The sequence below is a fragment of the Mycobacterium sp. genome (assembly GCF_004298145.1).
Classification (GTDB): Bacteria; Actinomycetota; Actinomycetes; order Mycobacteriales; family Mycobacteriaceae; genus Mycobacterium.
This window is the reverse complement of record NZ_SCRH01000022.1, coordinates 20,455-32,988: the sequence shown is the minus strand read 5'-3', so window position 1 is coordinate 32,988 and position 12,534 is coordinate 20,455. Positions and strand designations below refer to the sequence as shown.

Genomic DNA, 12,534 nt, shown 5'->3' with positions numbered 1-12,534 from the left:
AACACACCGCAATCGAGTCGCTGCCCTCCGTGGAAGCCGATCGTCAGGCAGACTCAAGTACGTAAACCTGCTCACTTTTCAACCGGAGCAGGCTGCTCAGGATTCAACCGGAGCCGACAATGGAGGTCGGCGCCAGCAGCCCGGACGGTGCCTGAACCGTGGCGTCAGCCTTGCCTTTCACTCCTTTTCATTCGCCTCGATAAGTGCCGGAAGGATGAAGAGGCGGAGATCGTCTTCAAGTTCCGTCGGCGGTGGAGCCATCTCCGGCAACGCGAGGTAGCTCAGCTGGATATGGACTAAGAAGCGGGCGGCCTTGTCCAGATTGAGTCCTTCTCGCAGCTCGCCGCGTCCGCGGGCGTACTCAAGCAACGGAACCCAGTGCGTGCGTAGCTCGGAGAGCACTTCGGGGGAGGAAGTGAGAGAACGCGCGGTCACGTTGGCAGCATCACCGCCGACCAGAAACGGCAGATCCGGATCGTTGGCGGTGTCGCGAATGCCGCTCACCAGTGATCCGATGATGAGGTCGGCGGCGGGACCGTTGTGGGGAAAACGCTCGGCCAGCCGGCGATGGTGATGCCGGATCTCGCGCAAGACGACGGCGTGGACGATTGCGTCTTTGCTTGCGAAATAACGGTAGATGTGTGGGCGGGCGATACCCACTTCGACGGCAATGTCTTCCACGCGAGTGCGCTGTATTCCCCAGCGGGCGAAGCATCGCGCCGCGGCGGCGATGATGGCCGCGGGTGGGTCGGGAATCAGCTTTGTCGCTGAGTGCGTCGTCTCGCTGAGCGTGGCGGTCTGGCGTTTCTCCTCGGCTTGCGACGCGTGTGCTGTGACCACCGGACACCTTTCAGTACTGGCTTGCCAATCGCGATTTGAACTGGGTACGTTGTACATATTACGACAAATGTACCAAGGAGCGTGCATGTCCGGTTCGTCTGCAGTCGCGCAGGATTTGAGCGCGTTCGTCATCTCCGGGAGGGTGAAAAGTCACCTTCCTGATGAGGTGCGGTACGAAACGTCGGTCCGCACACCGGCTCAGGGCATCAGCGACGGTGTCGACGCCGAGCGGCTCGGATTTCGGCGGGTTTTCCTCGCCGAGCGCCCAGAGCTGAAGGAGCCGGGAACCATCCTGGGTGGTATCGCGGCAAGGACCCACAGATTGGGTGTTGCCACCGGCATCATCGCCGCGGGATCGCGTCATCCGATGTTGCTGGCGTCGCTCGGCGCGACGATGCAGGCGGCCTACGGAGCGCGGTTCACGCTCGGACTGGGTCGCGGTGCCCCCGCCTATGGCCACGGAGGTCACTTGTCCTATGACGCCTTGGCGGACGTCTGCACCATCGTCAAGCGGATTTGGACTGGCGAACAGTTCGAATACAACGGAGCTGCCGGGAATTTGGGCCGGATGGGTTTGAAGGACATCTACGAGGGGCCCGCACCGGACATCATCGTGGGTAACTTCGGGCTGTCCCGTGCGGCGTCGATGGTGGCACAGACTCCGGCCATTGATGGAATCTTGCTGCCTGCCATGCTCACTCCGCTGGGAGTCTCTCGGGCGGCCCGATTTATCAGGGATGCATGTGAGCGTGCTGATCGCGATCCCGCGTCGGTACGGATTTTGGTCGAGCTTCCCACGGCGCCGGAGCTGACAGACGAGGAAACACGCCAAATAGTCCATGCCCGCGCCGTGACATATCTGCAGCCGTCGGTCTGGGGGCGGTCCTATGAGTTGTTGAACGACTGGGATCCCGCAATACTGCAACGTCTTCGGGAACATCCCCAGTTCACTGGCATTGACGGCGTGCTGGCCGATCTCAACTTTCATCGGGTGCAGCTCGTCGAACCCTCCAAGATGTTGCCGGATGAGTGGATGGCCGACGCAGCTGCAATCGGATCGATTGACGATTGTGTTCGCAAGTTACAAGAGTTTCGTGACGCCGGCGCGGACGAGATCTGCACATATGGCAGTACACCCGCGCAAAACGCCAAGCTGATCGCCGCATGGCAAGCGCGGAAACAGTCACCGGTGCAGGTAGGCGGCGGCCAGTGATCGACCAACAACAGCAGCGCATTGAGGCCTTCCTGCAATCCCGGCATCCCGACGCACGGATCACCCGCTATGCGGCGATCAATGGCGGATACAGCAGACTGATGGCCGAGTTCGACGCGGTATTGGACTCTGAGAAAAGGCATCTGGTGTGGCGGGGCGACCCGCCAGCCGACCGCCAAATCATCGTGACCAGCCGGCACAACGAGTACGCGCTCTTATCGGCCCTGAGCAACCTGCCGGGAGATCTCGCCGGTGCTCCCTTGTACTTTGACCGCGACGGCTCCGAGCTCGGCACGACCAGCATGATCCTTAACTACGTCGATGGCGATCAGCTGATGACACTGCTTAAGCAAACCGACGAGGCGTTCTGGCCCGAGCTTATGGACGCCACCTGCGCCCTCGCCGCGGCTATTCACCGCACTGATCTCGATGCGTTACCCGTGGAGATCGAGCGGCCGAGATCGTGGTCGGACTACCTGGACTCCGCGATCGACCAGTGGCGTCAACTGGAACGAGAACAAGTCGAGCCGGCACCGCTGCTGCGTTACGTGACCACTTGGCTGGACCAGAACCGGCCACCGGAAGCGCCGTTGTCGTTGGTGCACGGTGATTTCCAATCGCCGAATGTGCTGATCGAGCCGGCGTCGAAATGTGCACGCGCAATTGACTGGGAATTTGCGCACATCGGCGATCCACGCGAAGACCTTGGTTATTTTTTGGCGCTGGCCGGGCTGAGTCCACCCGATCCGACTCGTGGCGACCCCGCCGAGCTCTGCCGGGCCTATCTGGGCCAGTCACACCTTGGCGAGGAGCTGATCAACCCGCTGGCCGTGGCCTACTTCTCCATTCTGCCGTTCGGCCCGATGATCCGACGGTTGTCGGCGCAGATCGCCGACCTCGTCGCCGGACGAAACCGCTCGCTACAGACCGCGAATCTGACCGTCATGGTGACGGCCATGGTGGAGGGATGGGTGACATTGATTGGGACACTGCATAACACAGCAGGTGCGACGCCATGATGACTTTACCGACAAGCAGCCAGCTCATCTCGGTGATCCGCGCCGAGATCGAGGAGACGATCAGCGGAATCAGCGAGGACCCCCGAATCGTCAACTGTCTCAGCATGGTTGACTCGATGCTCGCCACGATCGCCATCCGATGCGACCACGAAATTGGCTGGATGATCAGCGAGATCGACGACATCGCTGATCTCGCAGACCGGCTTGTCGTCGACGGAGTCGACGACGGCCGCGCTAGCAGTGGGCTCGCGGCGTTGCGTGACGCCGAGCTCGAGGACTTCAATACGGCGACGGTGCGGGCCCAATACCATCGGGCTTCTTCGCTACTCGCCGACTGTGCTGAGTTGGCGATGGTCGCCGGAGGTGACTCGCGGCACCGATTGGACGCCGTCGTAGCCAGGCGTGTCGATCACGAACGCCAGGTTCGCGGCACCCTCGAACTGGTTGGCCGCGGATGACCGGCGTTCACGCGGTAGGCAACCCATCGTCATCGGTTGTCGCCGACATCAGCACCTATCTGATCTGCGGCCGGATGCAGTCCACGGCTCCCGACGATCCACGCACCGGTCGCAGCGTTGCCCAAGGCATAAACGACGCCCGGGTTGCAGAGCAACTCGGGTTCCGCCGAGCGTTCATCTCCGAACGTCTCGACATCAAAGACGCCGGGGCGTTCCTCGGTGGAGCAGCTGCCGTCACGTCACGTCTCGAGGTCGGAACCGGCGCGCTGGCGGTGCCGTCGCGGGACCCACGCGTTACCGCGTCCCTTGGAGCCACGATGCATGCGGCCTACGGCCCGCGCTTCATCCTTGGACTCGGCCGCACCGAACCACAATTCATGAGCTACGGGCAGGTCAGCTTTGACCATCTGATCGACTACGCCGGTATCATCCGCCGCCTCTGGCGCGGCGAAAGCGTCAGCTATCACGGCCCCGCAGGCGATTTCGACGATATCGCCCTGCGCGACCTCTACGATGGCCCACCGCCGGAGATCTGGAGCTGCATACTGGGCGGTCCCCGCGCCGCCCGTGCTGCCGCCCGCGCCTTCGACGGCGTCATACTCACGCCGTATCTGCTCCCCGAGGCAGTTGCCCGCACGGTTGGCTTCATCCGCGAGGAATGCGATCGCATCGGCCGGGACCCCGCCGAAATTCGTATCTGCCACCCGATCGTCACCGCGCCCGACCTCGACGATTACGAAACCCGCCTACTCGCGCACGCGCGCGCCGTCACGTACTTCCAGATGCCCAGCTTCGCCCGTGCTCTGTCGGCGTTCAATGGCTGGGACGGAGAAGGTCTACTCGCCAAATTCGCTGAGCACCAACAATTGGCTGGCGTCGCATCGGCCGATCAGTCATTTCACCGCAGGGAACTATTGGGGCCGGCATCGCTGATCCCCGACGCCTGGATGCAGCAGACCTGTGCCCTGGGCACCGTAGACTCCTGCGTGAAGACGCTGCAACAGTTCCGCGACGCCGGCGTCGATGAGTTGGCCTTCTACGGCAGTACCCCCGACCAGAACGCTGAGCTTCTGGATGCTTGGCGCCAAAGAAGCCGGGCGGTCGGAGTCGAGGTATGAAGACAGCACTGGTCACTGGAGCGTCATCAGGCATCGGCCTCGAAATCGCTTGGCTTCTAGCCCGCGACGGTTACGACCTGGTCCTTGCCGCCCGCCGACTCCCGCTACTCGAGCAGCATGCAGCCGCTATCACCGAGGCGACGGGACAAACTGTGATCCCTCTGCGCAGCGACCTCGCCGAGCCCGACGGCGCGTCGACGTTAGTCGACGCCATACAGGCCCGGAATCTGCGTATCGACTACCTCGTCAACAACGCCGGCGTCACGCTCGAGGGGCGCTATCTCGACAACGACTGGGAATCGCAGCGCGCGTTCGTCCAACTCATGTCACTGAGCCCAGCAGAGCTCACCCACCGCCTGCTGCCGGCAATGGTGGATCGCGGTCACGGCGCTATTCTCAATGTCGCGTCCCTGGGCGCATTTTGGCCAGCCTTCCCGGGGATAACGCTCTATGCCGGCGCGAAATCATTCCTGGTCCGCTTAACGAATACGCTTGCAGTCGAATACGCCCGAACGGGTGTCACGTTTACTGTTATCTGCCCGTTCACAACGCGCACAGCCTTCCTGGACGGCGCCACAATCGCGCCGATCGCCGAGAAAATGCCGAAATTCATGATTCAGTCACCAGAACTTGTAGCGCGTATTGGTGTCGAATCTGTCCGCCAGGGAAAGACCCTCGTGCATACCAGCATTCTGAACCGAGTCCTTGCGGGTGTGCTTACCGTCCTACCCGTCCCGATAGTGAACCGCGGACTGGTGAAATATATGTCCCTGGGACGTGACGACCTGGTGTGAACACCTCAAACCGTCGAGGACGCCGCAGTTGACCTAACCTGCAACAGTGCCTATGGCTGCAGCGAACGCCGGACTCAGCTGACTTATCGCAGCGCCCAGGGCGTTGTCGGTCTCAACGATACGTTCCGAGAAACGCCAACCCGCACCAGTTCTGACGAGGCGGTCGGTGTACCGGCCCGTCGTGAGCACCACCATCGTGTTGCTGTCAGGCTCGCGTGCGAAAATCATCACCGCACTGCGCTGCGTAGCGCTATCGCCGTCGGTGTTGATCACCGCGTCAGTGCTCACGTGCAGCGTGGGAAAGTCAAGCGCGCCGATCATGCTCTTCAGGGCGTCGTACCCCTCCAATCGGGCCAGACCGACGAGATCGAAAACGCCTCCGGCAACGAAACAGTCGGCGAAGGAGTCCAAATCGCGGGAGTCGGCTGCGATGTTGTACCGGGCTGACACGTCGCGGATCGCTTCACGGTCAGCATATGAACTGCTCATTAATGGATGTCCCTTCTGGATTTCAGGCGACGCTCATGCCACCGTCGACGAAGAACGTGCCTGCCGTGGCGAAGGCCGACTCGTCTGAGGCCAAGAACAACAGCGCATTGGCGATGTCGGTCGGGCTCGCGGGACGCTTGATGGGCGTGCCCTCCACCGCCGCCTCGAACATCCCGGGAGGAAAGGCTCGCGACAGGGGCGTGTCGATGACGCCGGGGCTGACCACATTGGCACGGATGCCCGATGCTGCATGCTCCGCGCCGAAGGAGCGCGTCAACGAGACCAACGCCGCCTTGCTTGCCGCGTAGGCCGCCAACATCGGAAATGCTTTCTCCGTCGACGCCGATGCAACATTGATGATCGACCCCCCGCCGCGCGCCAAGAGCAGCGGTACGGCCGCCCTCATGGCATAGAAGGGCCCCATGAAGTTGACATCGACAACCCGTTGCATGTTGGCGTCCGAGATCGACGCCGCCGGGGTGAGGTCACCGTCGATGCCGGCGCAGTTCGCGAGGATATCCAGCCCCCCGAATTTGCTGACCGCAGTTTGAAGGAGCGCGTTGACCTGCTCGGGCCGGGTCACGTCGACTGACACCGCGACGGCGTTTTCGCCCAGTTCCGCTGCTGCCTCTTTCTCCTTTCCGGACACGTCACCGAGTACGACTCGAGCACCCTCGCGGTGAAAGATTTGTGCCGTCGCACGTCCGAGCCCTGAGCCCGCTCCCGTGACCACCGCCGTCTTCCCAGCCAGTCTTTGCATCACACTCTCCAGATTCAGTTCCGCTACTCGACTGACGTTAGGAGCAAACATGCGTTGTTTGTTACCCCGCCCGGACGCTTGATTGACCGAACCGGACAGGTTGTGGAGCGATCGCGCTAACCTCGTCTCGATGGGAGCTACGAAACCAAGCTGGGACTTCGATCGCGCACCGTTCGCGGCACTTGCGGTAGTGGAGACAGCGGTAAACCACGGCGTGCCGGTGCACCAGTCGTTGTCCTCCACCGGTCTGACACTGGATGACCTGTCCCGCAGCGATCTGCAGATCGCTGCCGGAGACGATCTGACCATCATCCGGAATGTCTTGCGCCGGGCCGAAACAGCGACAGGCCTGGGAATAGAGGCGGGCTGCCGCATGACGCTGGGCATGCTGGGCGTCTGGGGCTACGCGATGCTCAACAGTCCAACGCTGCGTGACGCCATCCAGATCGGCGTCCGCTACGGCTACGGGAAGCTATCGTTCGTATTCAGTCGGCCGCGGGTTGATTACGGCAAGCATGAGGCGCGACTGGTTTTGGACTGCGCCGAAGTCCCGCACGATGTCCGTAATTTCGTGATCGAACGTGATTTGGCGGCGCAGGCTTCCGTGATCCATCGGCTGCTGGGAAAGTCGGCTCGGGTTCCCATCGAGACCACCTTGGGTCGATTGGCCGGGCAGGAGTTGGCCGCCGCTCTCACTCCGATGCCGGTCGAATCCGGACTGCCGCACAACGTCATCCGGATCCCCAACGGGCTATTGGATGTGCCTCTGCCACAGTCCGATCCGTTTGCCGCGCAGATGTGGACCGAGCGCTGCCAGGAGCTGGTGCGGCGTCATCACCTACCGACCAAGGGAACTGATGTCGCCGCAAAGGTACGTGCTGCGCTCCGGCGTGATCCTGGCCGGATCCCATCGCTCGACGAAGTCAGCGCCAATTTCAACGTGACCAGCCGGACACTTCGCCGCCAATTGGCCGCTGAGGGTGCCGGCTTTCGTGAGCTCGTTGATGACGTTCGGAAGGTGACCGCGATGGAGCTACTCGCCGCAGGGCAGAGTGTCAACAATGTCGCTCGCGAGATCGGCTTTGCCGAATCGGCCAGCTTCATTCGTGCCTACAAGCGCTGGACCGGCGCGACACCGGGTGCTCTCAGCCGCGCCAACACCGTGCACTAGTCGAAGTGGGTCCGCTGTTGAGAACCGGCCGCGACGTTGAGGCCGGCCGCTTCTAAGTGGCGTAGGACGCTGTGTCCCAGAAGAATGGCCGGATGGAACGGGGTTGGCCGTCCCGGACCTCCCAGCACTCAGCGACAGGCACCTCGCGGGGTTCGGTTCCGTTGATGCCACGCCACATCAAACTTCCATACGCGATGACGACTTCGCGGTCGACGCAGTAGTGATGCATGCGAATTGTCGAATAGTCGAAGTATTCCGCGACTTTGCGGGTGAGCGCGACGTTGGCGTCGTAGCCGCGGTGCACCCCTCCCCAAGGCAGCGAATCGTATTCGTAGGCAGTGAAGTCGCCGTGACTGAGGGCGTCCCACATGGGCTGCAGGTCACCCCGTGAAGCGCTATCGTAGATGTTCTGCACGATCGCCCGGTTCGCTGCTTCGTCGGCGCGGTCAGCGAGAGATGCCGGGGTACCTACTTGGCTGTCAGCCATCGTTGTTCCTCCTATATCCTGACTCGAATCTGAATGGTTTGCACACCTAGGCATTTGGGCGCCAAGGGGCAAAGACGGGTTGGTGGAGGATCCCCGGCTCCGCTGCACATACGGACGGGATCGCGTTGATCGCGGTGGCCATAGTGGCATAGAAGCCCGGATCGAAGCTGCCGGTCGGTTCGCCGTCGGGTGGTAACGCGTCAAGGGTCATTCGCACGGACGGACGGCCGTCGATGTTGATGTGCCACTGGTAGCGGTCGGCCGGAGCGGGCCACCCGATGACGCCTGGCTCGACAAGCCAGTACACCTCGACGGTCATGAAGACCGCACCATTGACCAAACCCTTGACCCAGTACTTATTGCCGGCGACCGTGCCCTTCGCGACCCGCCCGACCTTGATGTCGAGATCGCGCGAGGCGGGCGCAACATCCAACCCGCTTTCCAGGCTGTCGAACGTAACGCCCATTGCGCGGCCCGCGGCGGTGGTCATTTCCGAGAAGAAGCTGATGAAATACTGGCCGAACGGGGTGTCCTTGCTGACCGCGTCGAGTGGCTTGCCGATACCGAGTGCCTCGCTGATCATCACGGCCGCAGGATGATTCGCAGCGTCGATGACTTCGGTCAACGTGATGCGATCGATTTCGGTGCACATTCCGGTGATGGTCGGCATGACCCGCTCGAACATGAATCCCGGTTCCACACCCGTTCCAAGCAGTGTCGCGGAACCAGCTTTGCAGGCGTCTTCGATCCTGGCCACCACATCGGTACCACGGAACTCGGGAGCGTAATACCCGGCGGTGGAGATGACGTTCTTTCCCGACGCCAATAATGCCGTGACATCGTCGTCGAGTTCGGCCACGGATTGCGACAGCGGTGAGTGAATCACGCAATCGGCGTCTAGCGTCAAGATCTCGTCGATGTTGGTGGTCGCCGTAACGCCAACTTTCGGCAACCCAGCGATTTCGCCCGCGTCCCGCTCGTCTTTACCGGGGCTGTAGACACGCAAACCGACCAAGTCCAGGTCCGGTCGTCGCAAGATCTCCTTCAAACAGAGCATGCCGACCTCGCCGGTTGCCCATTGAATGACTTTGTAGCCCAACGCAATCTCCTCGCCTTCCGATACCTGGTGTTCACTCTCGGGGGCGCTCAGCTTCCTGCCGAGTGCCGTAGCGGACACGATTGATTTCGTGCTTGATAGGATGCGACGCTAAGTCACAGCCACCGATTTCCCGGTGGCCGCAGAGGACACGTAATTGACCATTCCGGACATTTCTTCGGCATCCAGCACAGCCCCGCGGACTATGCAACTATTTATCGCGTGCGTGGTCGGTCCACAAGTAGTGTCTTGCTCGAAACCATTGATATTTCTTGGTTTTCAACAAGCCACCGGATGCTTCTGCGGAGCCGGTGTGTCGCCAACGAACCAGCGGACGGAGCTGTCGCAGAAGTGGCCTTGCTGGGCCGTGGACGCCTGCCGGAAGAGACCGTTCCTCTCGTGCCGCGGCCGAGTGGGCGGGTCCACCCGCCTGTCGACGGAATGCTGTGCGGCGCCGAATATTCAGTGGCGCCAACCGGCCGCAACGCCGCGCACCGCCCACAGTCAGTCGGTGGCTTATCCGACTACTGAAACTTCAATCTCATCCTGTCCCCGCCGGTCGGAGGAACTCGTCGCGCGCCTGTCGTCGGGCGCGTTGAGCACTCCGACGTTTAAGTCTTCCTGGATGCCGAACCCCTGCCCCGGTTGCTCCGGGTCAGCGCCATTCGACCTTCAACCGGGTGAGGTCGACGGTTTTGATGTACCGCCGGTCGTTGTCAAGCTTTTTGTAGGTTTCGTGGTAGTGGCCGCGGCCGTGCATGTTTTGAGCAGCTGCCTCTGGATCGGGGTGGACGATCTCGATATGGACAAACGCGACATCTCCGGGCGTTTTTCTTCTAGGGGCGTTGCTTGATGAGGGCGGCGACCTCGAGGGTGCGGCCAAGGCACTCGGCGGCCTCCTCGAGAGGCCGGGTGATCGGCAGCATGTCGGCGATCTGCACCCAATTGACACCAGCTTCGAGAAACGGCTGGATCTGGTCAGCCATCTCGGTGGGGCTGCCGTGAAACCACCCGTTGTGCACGATGTCGTCGGTGGCGCGGCCGAGTACGTCGGCAGTCTCCTGCTCGTCCAGGGTGATCGGGAGCATCTTGGTCGCGTAATGCCAACTGGTACCCATCGGTGGGTCGATGCCGATCGCTTGCCAGTCCTCGGGGTTGAAACGGCCAAGGGTGGTGGCGATCCAGCGCACGTAGTCGTTGGTCATCGCCTGCTCGATGACCTCGCGATCCTCGTGCATCAGACAAATCCACCAGAGGCCGAAGCCGAACTCATCGGGATCGCGGCCGTTGCGCTCGATGATCTGCTTGATCGCGTTGATCCGCTCGTGGGCCTGCTCTGGTGTGCTCCACACAAAGGGTGCGGCGGTGCAGAACCCGTCGCCGAATTTGGCCGTGGCATTGATCAAGCGGGGCCCGGCGCCGAGCGCCCATAGCTCCGGCCGATGCAGCGGGCGGGCTCCACCCAGCCAGGCGTTCTCGAGCTTCCAGTAGTTTCCGTCATGATCGATCGGGTCCATGTCGTCCATGAACTTGCGAAAGATCTCGAAGGTGTCTTCAAACCGGCCGATGCCCTGCGTGCGTTTGTGGCCGAACGGCTTGGTCTGCTTCAGCTCACCGGCCCCCATTTGCACCATCGTCGGCGAACCGGTGACCTGCGCGAGCGTCAGGAGCGACTGCGTCAGCTCCGCTGGGCCACGCCGCACCGCGTCGCTGGTTGTGGTGAGGCCCAGTCCGGGGCATGCGGCACCGATCTGCCCCAGCACAATGTAGGGGTCTGGCCACGAATCGATATCCGGAATCACGGCGGCCAGCGGCGAACTCTGTGGGTTCCATAGCCGCGGCGGCGCGAAAAACGTCATCTGATCCCATATCGTCACCGAGTCGACCACACCGCTCGCTTGGATTGCACGGCTGGCGTCCACCACAGAACACACCGGGGAATGGCGACTGTAGACGAGGGGGACGTCGACCTTGAGCGGACGCGGGCTCACGACCCACTCCGCGACCACGGCGCGAACACCGGCGCGTGCAGCACCCCCGGTGCGGCGTCGCACACCGCCGAGATCGCGTTGACCACGGTCGCCGCCGTCCCCACGAACGCCGGGTCCAGTGCTGGCGCACCGGGTTTGAGGCTCGGCATCGGGTCGAGTACGGTCCGCAGCGACGGGCGCCCCTCGATCTCGATCTCCCAGCGGTAGCGGTCCTCAGGGACCGGCCAGCCGCCGACGCCACGTTCGACGAACCAGTAGATCTCGGCCCGGATCATCGGCTTGCCGTCAACGATCGCCGTGGCGGTGTGCAGGTTGCCTACCACCGAGCCGGCGGGCACGTGGCCGATCACGATGTCGAGGTCGCGCGAGGCCACCGCTACCTCGAGCCCGGTCTCGATTCGGTCGATCGTGAGCCCGAGCGGTCGCGCCGTTGCGGTCACCATCTCAGAGAAGAACGCTGCCCAGTACTGCCCGTACGGGGTATCGGCGGTGACCTCGCCCGGCGGCTTTCCAATGCCGAGCGCGTCCTTGAGCATCATCGCCGCGGGGTGTTCCGTCGCGTCGACGATCTCGACCAGCCTGATGTGCTCGATGTCCGTACACATTCCGGTGAGCGTTGCGGCGACGCGGTCGAACATAAAGCCCGGCTCGATTCCGGTGCCGAGCAGCGAAGCGTTGCCAGCTTGGCATGCCCTCTCGAGACGCCCTTTGACCGCTGTGCCGCGGAACTCCGGCGCGAAATACCCGGCGGTAGTGATCACGTTCTTACCCGACGAGAGCAACGCGACGATGTCGTCATCGAGCTGATCCATGGATGCCGCCAGCGGGGTATAGACCACGCAGTCGGCGTCGGTGGCCAGAATTGCGTCCCGGTCGTCGGTGGCGATGACACCGGTCGGCTCCACGCCGACGATCTCGCCGGCGTCCTTGCCCTTCTTCTGATCGCTATAGACGTACAGCCCAGCGAGCTCGAGCTCCGGCCGCCGGATTATCTCCTTCAGGCAGAGCGCCCCGACTTCTCCGGTGGCCCATTGGATGATTCGACGCGACATTACGTGTGACCCCCATCATTTCAGTGATCGGTGTAACGACCGTTCA

13 protein-coding genes are annotated in these 12,534 nt (G+C 62.4%); 6 read left to right on the top strand and 7 right to left on the bottom strand.

The window, feature by feature from the left end:
* Positions 1-177: 177 nt before the first annotated feature.
* Positions 178-972, bottom strand: a complete 795-nt coding sequence (locus EPN51_RS08235) for a TetR/AcrR family transcriptional regulator (protein WP_293040177.1) — start codon at positions 970-972, stop codon at positions 178-180.
* Here EPN51_RS08235 and EPN51_RS08230 point away from each other — a divergent pair.
* From EPN51_RS08230 to EPN51_RS08210, 5 genes are all read left to right on the top strand, one after another.
* On the top strand, positions 908-2,053 hold the full coding sequence (locus tag EPN51_RS08230) for a TIGR03857 family LLM class F420-dependent oxidoreductase (RefSeq protein ID WP_366509405.1): 1,146 nt from the start codon (positions 908-910) through the stop codon (positions 2,051-2,053). The genes EPN51_RS08235 and EPN51_RS08230 overlap by 65 nt on opposite strands.
* Positions 2,054-2,154: 101 nt before the next feature.
* Entirely contained in the window at positions 2,155-3,072 is a 918-nt protein-coding gene (locus tag EPN51_RS08225) for a phosphotransferase family protein (protein ID WP_293040174.1), read from the top strand.
* Positions 3,072-3,530, top strand: coding sequence for a hypothetical protein (locus EPN51_RS08220; protein WP_293040173.1), 459 nt, complete (start codon positions 3,072-3,074; stop codon positions 3,528-3,530). The genes EPN51_RS08225 and EPN51_RS08220 overlap by 1 nt, the downstream gene beginning before the upstream one ends.
* The gene (locus EPN51_RS08215) at positions 3,527-4,648 is read left to right on the top strand and encodes a TIGR03857 family LLM class F420-dependent oxidoreductase (RefSeq protein ID WP_293040171.1); all 1,122 of its coding nucleotides are present in this window, start codon (positions 3,527-3,529) and stop codon (positions 4,646-4,648) included. Before EPN51_RS08220 ends, EPN51_RS08215 begins: the two co-directional genes overlap by 4 nt.
* Entirely contained in the window at positions 4,645-5,442 is a 798-nt protein-coding gene (locus EPN51_RS08210; RefSeq protein ID WP_293040169.1) for an SDR family NAD(P)-dependent oxidoreductase, read from the top strand. The genes EPN51_RS08215 and EPN51_RS08210 overlap by 4 nt, the downstream gene beginning before the upstream one ends.
* 33 nt (positions 5,443-5,475) lie before the next feature.
* Here EPN51_RS08210 and EPN51_RS08205 read toward each other — a convergent pair whose 3' ends face one another.
* Entirely contained in the window at positions 5,476-5,931 is a 456-nt protein-coding gene (locus EPN51_RS08205; protein ID WP_293040167.1) for a nuclear transport factor 2 family protein, read from the bottom strand.
* Positions 5,932-5,953: 22 nt separating this feature from the next.
* Complete coding sequence (locus tag EPN51_RS08200) at positions 5,954-6,934, bottom strand: SDR family oxidoreductase (RefSeq protein WP_293040165.1); 981 nt, start codon at positions 6,932-6,934, stop codon at positions 5,954-5,956.
* Here EPN51_RS08200 and EPN51_RS08195 point away from each other — a divergent pair.
* Positions 6,912-7,862, top strand: coding sequence for an AraC family transcriptional regulator (locus tag EPN51_RS08195; RefSeq protein WP_293040164.1), 951 nt, complete (start codon positions 6,912-6,914; stop codon positions 7,860-7,862). The two genes, EPN51_RS08200 and EPN51_RS08195, sit on opposite strands and share 23 nt — an antisense overlap.
* Positions 7,863-7,914: 52 nt before the next feature.
* Here EPN51_RS08195 and EPN51_RS08190 read toward each other — a convergent pair whose 3' ends face one another.
* From EPN51_RS08190 to EPN51_RS08175, 4 genes are all read right to left on the bottom strand, one after another.
* On the bottom strand, positions 7,915-8,349 hold the full coding sequence (locus tag EPN51_RS08190; protein ID WP_293040162.1) for a hypothetical protein: 435 nt from the start codon (positions 8,347-8,349) through the stop codon (positions 7,915-7,917).
* 46 nt (positions 8,350-8,395) lie between these two features.
* The gene (locus EPN51_RS08185; protein ID WP_293040160.1) at positions 8,396-9,526 is read right to left on the bottom strand and encodes a hypothetical protein; all 1,131 of its coding nucleotides are present in this window, start codon (positions 9,524-9,526) and stop codon (positions 8,396-8,398) included.
* A 755-nt stretch (positions 9,527-10,281) separates the two neighbouring features.
* Positions 10,282-11,436, bottom strand: a complete 1,155-nt coding sequence (locus EPN51_RS08180) for an LLM class flavin-dependent oxidoreductase (protein ID WP_293040158.1) — start codon at positions 11,434-11,436, stop codon at positions 10,282-10,284.
* Complete coding sequence (locus EPN51_RS08175) at positions 11,433-12,488, bottom strand: hypothetical protein (protein WP_293040156.1); 1,056 nt, start codon at positions 12,486-12,488, stop codon at positions 11,433-11,435. Before EPN51_RS08175 ends, EPN51_RS08180 begins: the two co-directional genes overlap by 4 nt.
* Positions 12,489-12,534 lie beyond the last annotated feature (46 nt).

What these genes read in the sequence shown, in the direction of transcription:
- EPN51_RS08230 (WP_366509405.1), top strand. Translation starts at nt 908, where the DNA reads ATGTACCAAGGAGCGTGCATGTCCGGTTCGTCTGCAGTCGCGCAGGAT.
- EPN51_RS08235 (WP_293040177.1), bottom strand. Translation starts at nt 972, where the DNA reads ATGACGAACGCGCTCAAATCCTGCGCGACTGCAGACGAACCGGACATG.
- EPN51_RS08225 (WP_293040174.1), top strand. Translation starts at nt 2,155, where the DNA reads ATGGCCGAGTTCGACGCGGTATTGGACTCTGAGAAAAGGCATCTGGTG.
- EPN51_RS08220 (WP_293040173.1), top strand. Translation starts at nt 3,072, where the DNA reads ATGACTTTACCGACAAGCAGCCAGCTCATCTCGGTGATCCGCGCCGAG.
- EPN51_RS08215 (WP_293040171.1), top strand. Translation starts at nt 3,527, where the DNA reads ATGACCGGCGTTCACGCGGTAGGCAACCCATCGTCATCGGTTGTCGCC.
- EPN51_RS08210 (WP_293040169.1), top strand. Translation starts at nt 4,645, where the DNA reads ATGAAGACAGCACTGGTCACTGGAGCGTCATCAGGCATCGGCCTCGAA.
- EPN51_RS08205 (WP_293040167.1), bottom strand. Translation starts at nt 5,931, where the DNA reads ATGAGCAGTTCATATGCTGACCGTGAAGCGATCCGCGACGTGTCAGCC.
- EPN51_RS08190 (WP_293040162.1), bottom strand. Translation starts at nt 8,349, where the DNA reads ATGGCTGACAGCCAAGTAGGTACCCCGGCATCTCTCGCTGACCGCGCC.
- EPN51_RS08175 (WP_293040156.1), bottom strand. Translation starts at nt 12,488, where the DNA reads ATGTCGCGTCGAATCATCCAATGGGCCACCGGAGAAGTCGGGGCGCTC.